Source organism: Oceaniferula marina (assembly GCF_013391475.1).
Classification (GTDB): Bacteria; Verrucomicrobiota; Verrucomicrobiia; order Verrucomicrobiales; family Akkermansiaceae; genus Oceaniferula; species Oceaniferula marina.
The window spans coordinates 1,157,546-1,171,582 of the sequence record NZ_JACBAZ010000001.1 but is presented as its reverse complement, the minus strand read 5'-3'; the positions used below and the strand labels follow the sequence as shown (position 1 = coordinate 1,171,582).

The window sequence follows — 14,037 nt, the reverse complement described above, 5'->3', positions numbered from 1 at the left end:
GAGAGATTGGGGATGAGGGATCAGGGCTGAGGAGTGGGGGGAACTTGTTTGGGTGCCCTTGACTGGTCGCGGATGAAAATGGCGGCTGACGGGATGAAGGTCAACACCACGATGGCTCCGCAGGCAATCGTCAGGTTACGAGCCGCACCTTCCGTGAAGCCGTAGTTGTGCAGACCGACACTGAGCAGGTTCACCCCGAACCAGGCAAGAAGCACGGTGATGTTGGTCAGGGAGAGCATGGTGGCAATGCCGAGTTCCTTAAGTTGTTTCCCCCATTTTCCGTGCAGGATGATCAAGAGCCACAGGCAGATCAACAGAGCTCCATTTTCTTTCGGGTCCCAGCCCCAGAAACGGCCCCACGACTGGTCACCCCAGATGCCACCGAGGATCGTGCCTACGATGCAGAGCAGAAGGGCAAACAGAGTGATGCCAATGAAGGCTTTGGATATTCCCTGGTAGAATTTTTTATCATCCGGTTTGATGAGTCGGATGTAGAGGTAAATGTTGGCCAGTAGTCCAGCCGCGGCAGCAAAACCGTAACCTAAGGTGATCGTCACCACGTGGGTGGAGAGCCAGAAGTTGGAATCGAGCACGGCGACCAGACGTCCCATGGTGTCACCATCGGAGGCGTATCTGAAACCGACGAAGTGGAGAATGGCCCCGGGGAAAATGGCGATGATCAATCCGAGACCGTCGCGGCGGATCCATTCAAGGATCAGGCCGATGAGGACACAGGTGAATCCCACAAAGATGACGGATTCGTAGATATTGGTGACGGGGGCGGGGCGTCCACGGATATACATGCGCAGCAGAATGCCAGCAGTGTGAATAAGAAGTCCAAGTAAGACGAGGCCCCAGCTCGTCCAGCGCAGAGGCTTGCCTGCGAACATCCAACTGGCGCAGAGGAAGAGAAATCCAAGCAGGTAGAAGGCCAGGCTGCGCGTAAAAGCGTCCATCCGGTTGTAGACCAGTTCGGCTTTGGTCAGGGATTGGATTTTATCAGATGAATAGGAACGAATTTTTTCGGCGAGGGCTTTGTTGTCTTGGTCTTTACCCGAGATCAGAGAGTTGACGGTTTCCTGCAGGTCTTTGAGGTAGGCGATTTCGTGATCTTTGGCTTGGCTATCAGTGGCGAGAACCTGCCATGGTGTTTTCCATTCGTCATGGATTTGGTCATCCTTTGGCGGCACAATGCTGAGTGATGCCAAGGTTCCTTCATGTTGCTGCATGTCCCGGAGAGATGCGGCGAGTGAGAATACCGCATTGTGATACACATCACTGCGGTCGAAGTCCTTGTTGATCTTGTTGACGATCTCACGGAGTTGGTCCCAACGTTGGTAAAGCTCGAAAAAACTGAATTGCTTGTCTTTAGGAAGATTAAGTTCTTTGGCCAGTTGCTCGTTGTGGATGGTGAGTTCCGGAGTCAGACAGGTAAACGAGCGGCTGACGGAAAAGTAGTGGCGGACGGCTTCGTTGAGTTTGAGAAGTTGGGACTCGATGAGCGAGCGGCTTTCTTTTGGGCGGGCACTGATATCCATGATTCGCTCCCGCTGGGAATCGATGATGGTGCGCAGGTCGTTAAAGCTGTAGACGTGTTTGTGGTCGGGGCTCGGGGTGAGCCCGAGGTCTTCGATCAGGTCTTCATTTTTCAGACGGAAGCATTTGACATCGTAGGCTGTGTCAGGGTCGAGCAGGAGTTGGGCCATCCAGTTGGCGGCACTCATGTCTTCCATTTTCGATTTGTGATAGCATGCCAGCAGGGTGAAGCGGGCAAAAGAGTCGAGTGGTTTTGGTCGTCCGGCATTTTGAACCGGAATACTGGACAGGGTTTTTCCTGCATCCGGAGACAAGCTGCGGGGAGTAGGTTTTTCCTGCCCGAGAAGAACCCCGGATAGAAAAAGAGAGATGAGAATGGAAAGTCGAAACATGGAGGTCATGGTTAGATGGAATGTTCGGTCGGCTTTGTCGGTTCTTTTGGCCCGATCGTTGGTTTCTGGGCGGAGGCACTGAGTAGCTTTGGTATCTGGATGCAAAGGTGGACGAGCAGGCCGAGGGTGATGACGGCAATAGCGATGTAGGGCATGTATCGTCCTTTGTTGTAGACCACTTGGAAGACACTGGTTTCGATGCCGCTTTGGTTAGGTTGGATGAATGACGCTTGATAGAGCGTGTAGCCATGGCGCCGAAGCGGGTGGTTCATGTAAATCTTGATGTCATCTTTGGAATCTCCATCGGTGACGGTGACCTTTGAACTGTAGGCTCGGGCCATCATGGTTCCGGCATGGTCAAGTTTTTCAAAGTCCTTGAGGTGAACGCTGAACGGGAGTTCATACTGTCGGGGGCGCAGTTGGATCGAGTAGTCCTTGCCATCGTTGCCTTGGATGGTGGTTGCGATGCCTCCACGACGAGGGTCGAAATAGAAGAGGTAGATCCCTTCGGCTTCGGCTGGGACGCCGGTGATTTCGACTTCGATACCTCCTGCGTTTTGGTCTTGTTTATCTGGTGGCAGGGCTTCGAACTGGTAGCGGGTGGCGTGTTGTTTAAGGCGGGGGCTTTGTTTACCCTGTGTGCGTTCAACGGGTTCGCAGTTTTTGTGGTGCTTTTGTACTTTGAAGGTGAAGGGCACCTTGCTGTCGGAGAAGGTATTGCCTTCGGTGAAGAAGCCTTCACTGAAGGTGGTAACGTGGTCGAATTCCGGATCCGAGTGGTCGGTGACGGCAAGTTCCAGTTGGTGGAAGTCTTTGAAGACCGATGATGATTTCCCCTCTTGGATGGCGAGGTTGCCTTCGATCGTCGTGTAGGCTGTCATCACACCGCCGATCATGAGAATCATCACACCGAGGTGGGTGATATTGATCCCTGCCATTTTCCATTTCCATTTGGTGGAAAACAGCATCTTGGCTGTCAGGTTGACAAGGATGAGCGCCATGGTGAATCGTCCACTGGGAAGCCAGATCGGCATCTCCATGGGCTGGATGAACCAGGCGGAAAAGTATTTTTCCAGGCTGGCTTGCAGGCCGAAGTATTTTTGTGCAATCGTGCCCACCACGACCAGCGAGACCAGCCAGAGTGTGGTGTAGTAAAAAATGGCGGCCGATGCGAGCGGGCGCAAGGTTTTGGCGATAGGGTTCATGATCGGGTTATTGGCTGATCGATTGGGTGAACTGGGTAAAGGCCGGGGCGATGCGGTTCAATGTTTCGGCATCGGAAGATAGTTTGACAAAAACCGAGGTGCCGGATGGACGCGGAATGATTGCAGCAAGCATCGCCTTTTCCGGGCTGTCTTTGTTTACCAATTGGGCAATGTAGCCATCACCGAGCCCGGTTTGGACTTTTTCGAGGCTGGAGATCACTTCGGCTTCCGGCAGTGGAGTCATGCCGAGTTGTCCACGCCAGCGGTTGATATTGCCAGCGAGGTCTCCACCAAACTCGGTGACGGATGCTTCAAGCGTGGAGCCATTGGCCGGAATGACGATGGTGGCGAGTCGCATGCCGCTGGCAGGTTTCGCAGACCATCCGGCGGGCAGTGTCCAAGTATAGGGTGCTTGGGCGGTTTGAGTGACTTCCACTGCGGCGTGAGGGGCGGCTTTGGTTTTTTCAACCTGGTAATGGTTTACTTCACCTTTTTTCTGGCACGAGCTAAGGGCGCAAAGGGCGAGGGTGGATACGAGAATGGATACTTTCATGGGATGCGTCAGGCAGGTGAGTGACGGTTGAAGCGTCTGGAAGGGCAAGGCTGAAGGGCAAGGCTACTTGGGAGGCTACTGGTGAGACAAAAGGAATGGGAATCAAGGGCTTGGGGCTTGAAGCGATTGTTTGAGCTCTTGGGCCTCTTTGATCCCTTGTGCGTCTTTGCTTGAGTTGATGTAGAGTTCCAGATGTTCCAGAGCCTTGTCTTTTTGCTTCAGGCCATCGTAGCATTTGGCGATGGTGAGGTGCAGATCGGTGAAGCTGGGATCCTGCTCCAGGATTTTCAAACAGTCATCCAGCGCCGGTTGGTATGACTGACTGAGAAAATTGGCCATGGCCCGGTAGACATAGGCCTTGGTTAATGCGGAATCGATACCGATGGCTTTGTCAAAGTCAGCCAGTGCTTTCTCTTTTTGATTGAGATTGAAGAGGAGGTAGCCGCGCTGAAGCAGGTAGTCCGTGTTCTTGGGGTCAAGCTTGATGGCTTGATCGAAGTCGACGATCGCGAGCGCTGGCTGGTGGTTGGCGATGTAGGCATTGGCCCGGTCAGCGTATCCGTCGGCTTTGTCAGGAGCTTCCTCGATCGCCTTGGTGTAGATACCGAGTGCTTCTTTAAAGTCGGGGTGGCCATCGGGCATCTCCGATGGTGATGCTGCCGGGTTTTGGTCCGAAGGAGAGGAGTTGGTGGCCTTATGCGGTGTGGGTTCTTCCGGTTCGGGCATTTGTTTTACCTCCTGCATGAGGTCCAAGCCGAGAATAACAGAGCCAAGAAAGATGATCGAGTAGAGTGCGAGCCTCATGCGTGGAGCTTAAAAGCGGGTTTGTGGTTGATTGTCAATGGGAAGAAACGGGTGAAGTGTCAGCGTCGAAACGTCTATACGTCGCTGGCGCGGGGAATATAGCATGAGTTTGCCACGGCGCCAGACTTGGGAGCGGGTTTAGTCACTATATCAGTTTGGCTGCGATGGGGTCGACGAGCATCGGCCCTTCGTGGATCAGCCGCAGATGGTGGTTGTCGATTTCCGCCAGCCGGTTATCCAGTAGTTCCTGAACGGATCCGGCTGGTGAGTGCTGTAAATATTTCACCGGGACGCCCTCCCGGGTGCGAAGCAGCAAGGCGATGCGTTCGATCCGGTAGGCTTCCTCGTCGATGGTTTCGCTGTCTGCCATGGCGTGGCCGACGCTGGTGATGTTCTGGATGTAGCGGGCGGTGTCGGGCAGGTTTTGCCATCGGCGCCCTTGAATGGTTGAGACTGCGGATGGCCCGAGGCCCAGATAGTCGTGGCCGAGCCAATACGAGCGGTTGTGTTGGGATTCTTTACCGGGCTGTGCGTAGTTGGAGGTTTCGTAGTGAAGGAATCCGGCGTCGCTGAGTGAGCGGTCGGCCAGAGAGTAATATTCGGCATTGGTGGCCTCGTCATCGCGGAACTCGCCGTGGGTGAGTCGTTGAATGAACTCAGTGTCTTCTTCGTAAGTGAGGTTGTAGGCTGAAATGTGATCCGGCTCGAGGCCGATGGCGGTGTCGAGTGAGTGCTGCCAATCTTCTTCGCTTTGGCCGGGGACCGAGAACATCAGGTCGATATTGATTTCCTCCATGCCGGCATCGCGGAGAATGTGTACGGATTCCCGAGCTTGTTGCGGGCTGTGTTCGCGTCCGAGGGTTTGTAGGACATGGGGGGAAAACGATTGAATTCCGAGTGATGTTCGTGTGACTCCGAGTTCCTTGAAGCGTTTGGCCTTGCTGTGGTTGAAGGTGGCCGGGTTGGCTTCCAGAGTGATGTGGGTTTGGCTGAGGTCGAAGGCCTCGTTGAGCCCGCCAAACAGCAGATCCAGGTGTCTGGGTGAGAGCATGGAGGGTGTTCCGCCACCGAGATACAAGGAGGTGATGGTCCCGAGCGTTGCCTTGTGTTGTTCCAGCGACTGTCGCTGCCACTGGGCCTCGTCTGTAATGGCGGCGATAAAGGCACGCAGGTCAGTATTGCCCGGAGTATGTTTATAAAACGAACAATACGGGCAGATGCGATGGCAAAAGGGGATGTGGACGTACAGGATCAATGACCGGAGGAAACAGGAAAAGGGAAACGCGCATTCCGATTTGCGCTCAGTGGTGCGAATGGATCTCCGAACCCGGATGTCGTTTAGATGGTCATGGAGGAGAATCCGCCATCGACGACGATTTCGGTGCCGGTGATGAACGATCCCATGATGTTGGATGCCAGCAGCAGCGTGGCTCCGGTGAGTTCCTCGGCATTGCCAAAGCGTGACATGGGCGTATGGCGGAGGATTTCCAGAGCCCGGGATTCGTCACCCTGTTTGGTGGCTTGTCCAGCGGGGAAGAAACCGGGAACCAGAGTGTTGATGCGAATATCGTGTTCGGCCCATTCGCGGGCCAAGTTTTTCGTCAGGTTGTGCACGGCGGCCTTGGCTGCGGAGTATCCGTAGAGTCCCGAAACCGGTAGCATGCCGGCCATCGATCCGACGTTGATGATGCTGTTGCGTTCCAGACTGTGGATGAAGTATTCGCCAAAAATTTGGCAGGCCATGAATACGCTGGAGAAGTTAATATCGACGAGTTGTTTGTATTCTTCGTCGGTGATTTTGAGGAAGGGCGTGCTGGAGCCGGCTCCGGCACCATTGACTAGGATGTCGACCTTGCCTGAGCGTGCCACCACTTGGTCGAGCAGTTTCTGAAGCTCATCCCGCTTGGTGACGTCGGCCTGGAAAAACCAGGATTTTCCGCCAAATTCGTCAATGGCGGCCAGTTTGTCGATGGCACTTTCCGGGTTGCGGCCAACGAGTACGACTTCGGCTCCTGCGCGGGCCAAGGCAACGCCCATGCTGCCGCAGAGGTGACCGGTGCCACCGATGATCACGGCGACTTGACCTTCGAGAGAAAAGAGGGATTCGAGATAAGACATGGTGTGTTGTGTGTTAAAAAGTGAAGTCTGAGCGACTAGGGGGGGAGATTAGATTTTGATATCGATCATGGCATTGCCTTTGAGGCGCTTGATCCAGCGGTCTTGTTTGGCTTTGTTCTTTTTGGTTCGGACGCGGGCTTCAATGTTCTTTTTGACTTTGCTCAGTGCGGGGGCCGGGCCGTAGTATTTTTTATCGACTCGGACAATGGTGAACCCTCGAGCATCTTCGAGAGGTCCGAGGATCTTGCCGATGTCCGTTTCCATGAGAATGGCTGCAAATGCGGGAGAAAGGTCCGTCCGAGGAGTTTTTTCCACTTTGCCACCGGCATCTGCGTATGAATCCGCAGAGTGCTTGCGGGCCAGTTCTTCGAAGTCGTCTCCCTTTTTTAATTTGGTGACAATATCCTCTGCCAGAGCCAATTGAGTCTCCGGGGTGGCGAGAGGGTTATTGGGGTCCGCTTTCGGGATATAGATCTTGTGTCCTTCCAGAGCATCGCCGGTGATGTCGCGCATTTTCATTTTGTGCTCGTTATATTCGGCTTGGATCTCGCTGGGAAGCGGTGGCACGGCATTGGCAAACTGCTGGGCGCGCATCGCCTGAACGATGAGTTTTTTCTCGGTCTCGCGGCGGTGCTGTTGTGGGGTCATGCCGGAGGCCTTGAGGGCTTTGACATACTCACTGTGGTTATTGTTATAGAGTTCTCGGATCTGGCGCTTGATTTCACCGTCAATGGCGTGGGCCGGAATGCGCCCTTTGATTTTGTGGTGGAACTCTGAGAGAATCAGCTCCCGCTCGATCAGGCTGTCGAGAATGTCTTTGGTGGCCTCTGCCATGAATTTTTCATACTGGGGGCCTTTACGTGGCATTTGGGCATCCAGTTGTTGGCGGTACGGGGTGAGGTGGTAATTGATCTCGTTTTTGGTGATCACGCGTCCGTTGACTTTGGCGGCAATACCGGTGACTTCACGGGCCTGGCTGATGGTTGTCAGGGCGACGAGGGAAAGACCGAGGGTGTACTTGAGGAGAGACATGAATATGCTGATGTTGACGATATATCTTTGTGACAGGGAGAGCTGCTGAGTCAAGGAGTTTTGCCTCCCTTGAAGGCTGTTTTGTGACAGCTCCAAGGGATGGAGGATACAATATTCCAGCGCTGGAGGGTGGGTGTTTTGTGTAGGGCTATGAATCGGATGTCAGGATTTCAGCCCCTTTGAGGAGGATCTCTTCACGGGAGAGTTCGCCGGCCTCGAGTTTTGCTAGAATCGCACGCTGGTTTTGGTAGTCGGGGTTGTCGATGCCGGCACGCGATTGGATCATTCGCCAGGATTTTCGGCGCTCGACACAGAAGAGGACGAGTTGGCGGCTGATGGAGAAGTGCTGAACCTTGCCGTTAAACTCGGTGCGGATCATGACTTCGAAATCGGGCACGTAGGCAGGAGATTCTGGGTTGGCGAAGTGTCGGTGGGTGACGTCCAGCTGAGTGATCAGAGGCAGGATGTTTTCCAGAGGAATGAGCTTGGCGGCTTCTTCTTCCGAAATTGCCTTCCGGTGTTGACGGAAGCGGGCCTCGGTCATCGCCCAGTGAGCCGTCGTGAATGCATAGGTGAGGCCTTTCTCGAGTTTTGAGCGAACCTGTTGCCAGTCGCGGGTGTTATTCGGGTTGCCTTTGATGTCGAAACATTCTTGCGCGGTCTCTCCAAGTGAGGAGTTGAAGATGAACTCGGGCATGGCGCGTGAGTCCCGTGAAAGCTTGGCCTGGATGGCGGAGGCGTCGTCTCCGACCCCGTGTTCGGGTTGGCAGGTGGTGAAGCACTGGTAGAATGCGGCCCCTCGGTATTCCAGACCTTCGAACAGGCTTTGGTAGAGTTTGGCTGCATTGGCGATGGAGATTTGAGCGACGTACGGGGAGCCGTGGCCGGCGGTCAAGGTGTCAGCGACTGATTTGCGTTCGGTCATTTTCCCTTGGGTGCCTTCACCAAATTGGTTCATGTCGTAGCCTCCGGGCATGAAGGATGAATCGGAGTTTTGGCCACCGGTGTTGGAGTAGACCTGGGTGTCGAGCATCAGGAACTTGATGTTTGGTCGCCCTTGAAGCACGGCTTTTGAGAGGTTCTGGAATCCGATGTCGCCGAGCGCACCATCTCCCCCTACGCACCAGACTTTCGGCAGTTCGCGCAGTTCCAAATCTGTCATTTGCAAGTCACTCAGGTGGGTGACGTCGAAATAACCTTGCTCGTTCATGACGGTGGCGTCGGGATTGTCGGCAAGTTGCACCAGTTTGCTTGCAAGTCGTTCCGGTGCGACGGAACGGCGGCTATGGCGCAGGATCAGGGATTCTCCCATGAGCCAGGAAATGGTGGCTCCATCCTGGAACAAGGAGTTCATCCAGGGATAGGGGTGCGGGTTGGATGGTGGTGTGGATCCGTAAACGGTGTTGCAGCCGGTGTTGGCCCCCATGAGCATGACGGACATACCGTTGGCGAGTCGGCCATCGACACTTTGGAGGGAGTTGTGATTGTAAGCGTCCACTCGCATGATGGAAACCAGAGCTGAAATGATGTCCTCATCGGTGATGATGCCATTCTGTTTCAGGCGCAGGTCGGTATCGGCGTCGTTTTCACCACCGAGACCCATGATGACGTGGGCAACGGCGCGTTTGAATAAAAGGTATTCTTCTTCTGACCGAGATTTGAGTTGCTCCAGGAGCTCGGCCCCGGTGGCTTCAATCTGGTCGGCTTTCTGAATCAGTCGGTCCGCTTTTTTGTGGTAGATCGGGCGCATGTAGGCCTCGGTGACCGAGGCGATCGCACGCAGGATGGATTTTTCACCACAACCAGCGCAGGCACCGTCTCCGGAGACCAGGGCTTCGTAGTTCCGGCGTACCATCAGGTGGTTGCGCAGGGCGGCCGGGCGTGAGTCTTCCGGGGTGTCGTCGTTGTAAAGTCCGAGGTATTTCTGCGGGGTGTCCGGTAGCATCCGTGAGAACAGCTGGGCGGAGGCAAGTTTTTGGTTGAGCTCGGGGGTGTCCTCGATCATTTCCAATGCTCCGTGACCGCACTGTTCGACGCATTCGCCACAGCCTTTGCAGAGGTCGGCGACGAAGATGGAGAAGAGTCCACCGTCTCCGGTCTTTTTCTCTTTGCCCCGGAAAATGGCGGCGACTTTGGTGTAGGCGATGGGAACAACATCGAGAATGGCGAAAAATTCATCTTTGGCTTTTTCGGAAACCGAGCCGTTGAGTGCGATGACTTCGTCTTTGATGATATCCTTGAAGGGAGTGCTTTCCTTGGCAGCGATGGCGTCTGCCATGCGCTTGCGGGCCTTGGCCTCGACCTCTGGAAGATGATGCATCAGAGCCTTGCTCTGATCCGGGTCGGTGACGTAGGCCTTGGCCGCTGTGCGTAAGACTGTGCCAATTTCCTGGGCTGTGTTGGGAAGTGCGGTATCCGGGCAGGCGGTGATGCAGTCCATGCACTGAGTGCAGTTTTCCGGGATGAATTTCGGGGTCATCCGGCGGGCCACGTACTTGCTGGTGGTGGCTGCTGTGGCCGCTGCCATCACGCCAACACTGGCGAGGGCACTGGCCGGCTGGTGGTAGCCAAGGCCGGCGCGGAATTCGCCGTCGAATTTCGATTGCATCTGAATCGGGGAGCGAGGGCGCTGGTCTTCCGGCTGGGGGATATAGCATTCCATGCCGGTGCAGGAAATCGTGGGTAGTACCGGTTCGGGGGCGTGGGTCGGGGCAAGTGGTGGCAGGCGCAGCGAGGAGGTGTCCGGCGCGTCAAGCTCACCGTATGGGATTTCCTGGACCCGGGCGGCTCCTTCGCGCATCACCGTCATGTTGCTTTCAACGACGGCATCGCCGAAACGGCCGAATTTTTTGACGTATTGCTTGCGGACGATTTCGAGGAAGGCTTCTTCCGAAATATCGTTGTCTGAGAGGAAGGGGGAAACTTTAAAGAACGCCCCGAGGAAGGAGTTCCCTTGCATGCGCATTTGCAGATCTTCGCGGTGTGTTGCCTTTTTGGCGATATCGAAGCCGGGGAGGATGAAGATGCGGATGTTGTTATCGCGGATGAATTGCCGGTGCTGCTGCGGGATGGATTCCCAGGCGCTTTTCGGATCCTGATGGGACTCCCAGACCAGACAACCGCCGGGGTTGATTCCAGCTAGAGGGTTGGAGTGGGTGAAGGCTTTTGGATCGCAGCACAGCACGACGTCGACGTGGTTGAGTTCGCAGTTCACGCGGACCCGCTCCGGTGCGACCACCAGGAAATAGTTGGTCGGGGCTCCTTTTTTCTCGGATCCGTATTTGGGGTTGGCTGCGATGTGGAGCTTGGGCAACAGTTGTCCGGTTTCGGCGTCGTATTCCGGGTTGCGTTCCGCGAGCATACTGCCGAACTCTCCCAGGATATTGCCGAGGTTTTTGCCGGTGGTGATCATGCCCCAGCCTCCGATCGAGTGGAAACGCACTGCGATGGATTTTTCCGGTAGGAGTGACGGCGTGTCGTCGGAAATGACCGAATAGACATGGTCAACGCCGAGCGTGAAGAACGTTTTGCCGTCGGATGCTTTGCTTCCGTCTTTACGGGCGATTTTATTTTGTGAGAATTCGTAGGCTCCGAGCACGTGTTCCGGTCGGAAATCCCGGGATCCGATCCCATAGACACCGCGGAAGAGTCGCGGGGTCTCCTCAGGGGCAAGTGCGGGGATGTTGCCGGCCCATTGGCGGGCGTCGCGGGATTTTCCGATGGCTGCACGGATGTCTCGGGACAGTGGGTTGTCACCGGAGAGCCCTTCGTCGGTGCGTTCCAGAATGATCAGTGTTTTTTTACCCCGAATGGCTTCAATGAGCACGGCTTCGGGGAAGGGGCGCAAGACGTTGAAATGGATGGATCCCACTTTCTCGCCACGAGTGTCACGGATGTAGTCACAGGCGGCTTCGATGTTTTCCGCAGCACAGCCGATGCTGATAAAGACGGTGTCGGCATCGTCGGTTTTATACTCGGTGAGAAGCCCGTATTCGCGACCGGTGAGTTCGGCGAACTCCTGGTAGGCATCTTCCAGCATTCCGAGGATCGGTTCGTTGAAATGGTTGCGACGGCCAACGACGCCGTTCATGTGATGCTCCTGGTTCTGCACCGGTCCGACCAGAACCGGGCTACAGAGGTCCATCATTTTGGGCACCCGGCGGCGGGTTGCTCCGAAGAGTTCCTTCTGGGCATCAGTCGGGCAATCGATGATGTCGTCTGGGGCTCCGAGGAATTCGCGTAGGAGTTCGGCTTCCGGTTTGCGGAAGACACGCTCGGCGTGGGTGGTGAGCATACCGTCCTGGATGTTCATCCCAGGGTTCAGGCTGAGCTCGTTGACTTTACGCAGGATAAGCGCTTGGTCAGCGGCTTGTTGGGCGTCCTTGGCGCAGAGCATCGTCCAGCCTGTGTCGAGGGCGGAATAAATGTCGTCGTGGCCGCAGTGCACGTTCAGGGCGTGTTTGGTCAGGGCCCGGGCTCCAATTTCGAGCACCATGGTCGAGAGTTTGCCCGGAGCGTGGTGGTATTGCTCCATGGCGTAGAGGATCCCCTGGCCGGAGGTGAAGTTGACTGTGCGACGGCCGGTGATGGCAAAGGCAGTGGCTCCGCCTTGAGCGGAGTGTTCCCCCTCGGTTTCGACCGCAATTTTTTGTTGTCCAAAAACGTTGAGGTCCCCCTGAGCCCAGGATTGCTGGTAAAGTTCGCCCCCTTCGGTTGATGGCGTGATGGGGTAGAAAATACCGCCGTCTGTGATGCGAGCCTCAACATGAGTGGCCACCAGTTGGTTGCCGTTGCAGGTGATCGGGATGCCCGGGTATTTGTGGGCTGTGTGTTGGGGCTCGTTATCTTCTGAGTTGATGGAAGCGGCAGGCTCTTGAGAATGATCGGACATGATTAGGGAAAAATACGGAAAAAATGCGGAAACGTATGAAAAATCGTGGGGTCGAAGAAATCGACGGGGGCTAAAGGAAGCTTATGCGAATCGGATGCAATGTCAAAGGGGATCAGTGTGCGAATACTGGAATCTTTGTCTTTAGGCTCCGAAGAACAAGTAGGCGATGAAAATGGCGGCGGTGATGCCGGCGGCATCGGCGAGAAGACCACAGCCAACAGCGTGCCGGGTTCGCTTGATGCCGACGGAGCCAAAATAGACCGCAAGGACGAAGAATGTGGTGTCGGTGCTGCCCTGCATGGTGCTGACGAGGCGGCCGACAAAGGAATCGGCTCCGTGGGTTTCCATGGCGTCGATCATCATGCCTCTGGCTCCCGCTCCACTGAGTGGCTTCATTAGCCCCGTGGGCATGGCCTCCACCCAGTCGGTGGGGAGTCCGGTTGCGGCGACCCCCGTTTTGAGACCGTTGAGCAGGATGTCCATAACGCCGGCGGTTCGGAAAACGGCGATGGCAACGAGGATGGCGACCAGATAGGGGATGATGCGGGTTGCGACGGAGAACCCGTCTTTGGCCCCATCGATGAAGGCGTCGTAGACGTTGACCTTCCGGAAGAGGGCGAGTCCGATAAAGCTGCTGATCAGGGCGAAAATGATGAAGGCGGACCAGGAGCGTGACAGCGCGGCGATTTGGTCCTGGGGGAGTTGCTGAAGTCCCCAGAGTGCTGTAAACAGAGCGCCTCCGATACCAAGGAGCCAGGCCATGATCACGGGGTCGTAAAGTTTGATTTTCTGGCAGAAGGAGACAGCGATCAAGCCGACAAGTGTAGAGAAAGCTGTCGCGAGCAGAATCGGGAGAAAGACGTCTGCCGGGTTGCTTGCCCCAAGCTGGGAGCGGTAGATCATGACGGAGATCGGGATCAGGGTAAGTCCTGAGGTGTTCAGGACGAGAAACATGATCTGGCTATTGGTGGCCCGGTCTTTTTCAGGGTTAAGTGTTTGAAGCTCTTGCATGGCTTTCAGCCCGAGCGGCGTGGCGGCGTTGTCGAGCCCCAGCATGTTGGCGCTGATGTTCATCAGCATGCTGGCGTGGGCTGGGTGGTCTGCTGGAATCTCGGGGAAGAGTCTGCGGAACAGGGGGCGCACAAGTCTGGCGAGGATGTTGACTGCGCCGCCTCGCTCTCCGATTTTCATGATGCCCAGCCATAAGCACATGCCGCCGGTCAGAAAGAGGGAGATCTCAAAGGCTAATTTTGAGGTGGTAAAGGTCGACTCCAGCATCGCCGGAAAAATCTCCTGATTGCCATACAGCGCCCATTGGCAGAGGGCGAATAGGAAACCGGTAAGAAAAAAAGCGGCGAAAATAAAGTTGAGAACCATGGTGCGGGATGTGGTGGGAACCGTTGGGGGCGATCTGAGGGGGACTCTATCTTGAAATGCATGAGGAACGCATGCAAAAAAAATACCTTTATAAAAAAGGGTGGAAAGGGGTGCTTGTTCGGGTGGATC

Annotated in this window: 9 protein-coding genes; all 9 read right to left on the bottom strand. The window is 55.4% G+C overall.

All coding sequences use genetic code 11. The annotated features are described in order from the left end of the window. Positions 1-20 precede the first annotated feature (20 nt). Positions 21-1,937, bottom strand: a complete 1,917-nt coding sequence (locus HW115_RS04670; RefSeq protein ID WP_178931394.1) for a cytochrome c biogenesis protein — start codon at positions 1,935-1,937, stop codon at positions 21-23. 2 nt (positions 1,938-1,939) lie between these two features. Further along, on the bottom strand, positions 1,940-3,133 hold the full coding sequence (locus tag HW115_RS04665; protein WP_178931393.1) for a cytochrome c biogenesis ResB family protein: 1,194 nt from the start codon (positions 3,131-3,133) through the stop codon (positions 1,940-1,942). A 7-nt stretch (positions 3,134-3,140) separates the two neighbouring features. Then, positions 3,141-3,686, bottom strand: a complete 546-nt coding sequence (locus HW115_RS04660; protein WP_178931392.1) for a hypothetical protein — start codon at positions 3,684-3,686, stop codon at positions 3,141-3,143. Between the two features lie 102 nt (positions 3,687-3,788). Then, positions 3,789-4,490 carry a tetratricopeptide repeat protein gene (locus HW115_RS04655; protein ID WP_178931391.1) on the bottom strand — a complete coding sequence of 234 codons (702 nt, stop codon included), beginning with the start codon at positions 4,488-4,490 and terminating at the stop codon, positions 3,789-3,791. 145 nt (positions 4,491-4,635) lie between these two features. Further along, positions 4,636-5,745 carry a radical SAM family heme chaperone HemW gene (gene hemW, locus HW115_RS04650; RefSeq protein ID WP_178931390.1) on the bottom strand — a complete coding sequence of 370 codons (1,110 nt, stop codon included), beginning with the start codon at positions 5,743-5,745 and terminating at the stop codon, positions 4,636-4,638. 83 nt (positions 5,746-5,828) lie between these two features. Further along, positions 5,829-6,608 carry an SDR family oxidoreductase gene (locus HW115_RS04645; protein WP_178931389.1) on the bottom strand — a complete coding sequence of 260 codons (780 nt, stop codon included), beginning with the start codon at positions 6,606-6,608 and terminating at the stop codon, positions 5,829-5,831. 48 nt (positions 6,609-6,656) lie between these two features. After that, positions 6,657-7,640 carry a peptidylprolyl isomerase gene (locus HW115_RS04640; protein ID WP_178931388.1) on the bottom strand — a complete coding sequence of 328 codons (984 nt, stop codon included), beginning with the start codon at positions 7,638-7,640 and terminating at the stop codon, positions 6,657-6,659. 148 nt (positions 7,641-7,788) lie between these two features. Then, on the bottom strand, positions 7,789-12,531 hold the full coding sequence (locus HW115_RS04635; RefSeq protein WP_178931387.1) for a 2-oxoacid:acceptor oxidoreductase family protein: 4,743 nt from the start codon (positions 12,529-12,531) through the stop codon (positions 7,789-7,791). Between the two features lie 141 nt (positions 12,532-12,672). After that, a complete protein-coding gene (locus HW115_RS04630) occupies positions 12,673-13,908 on the bottom strand; it encodes a nucleoside recognition domain-containing protein (protein ID WP_178931386.1) in 1,236 nt (411 codons plus the stop codon). Positions 13,909-14,037 lie beyond the last annotated feature (129 nt).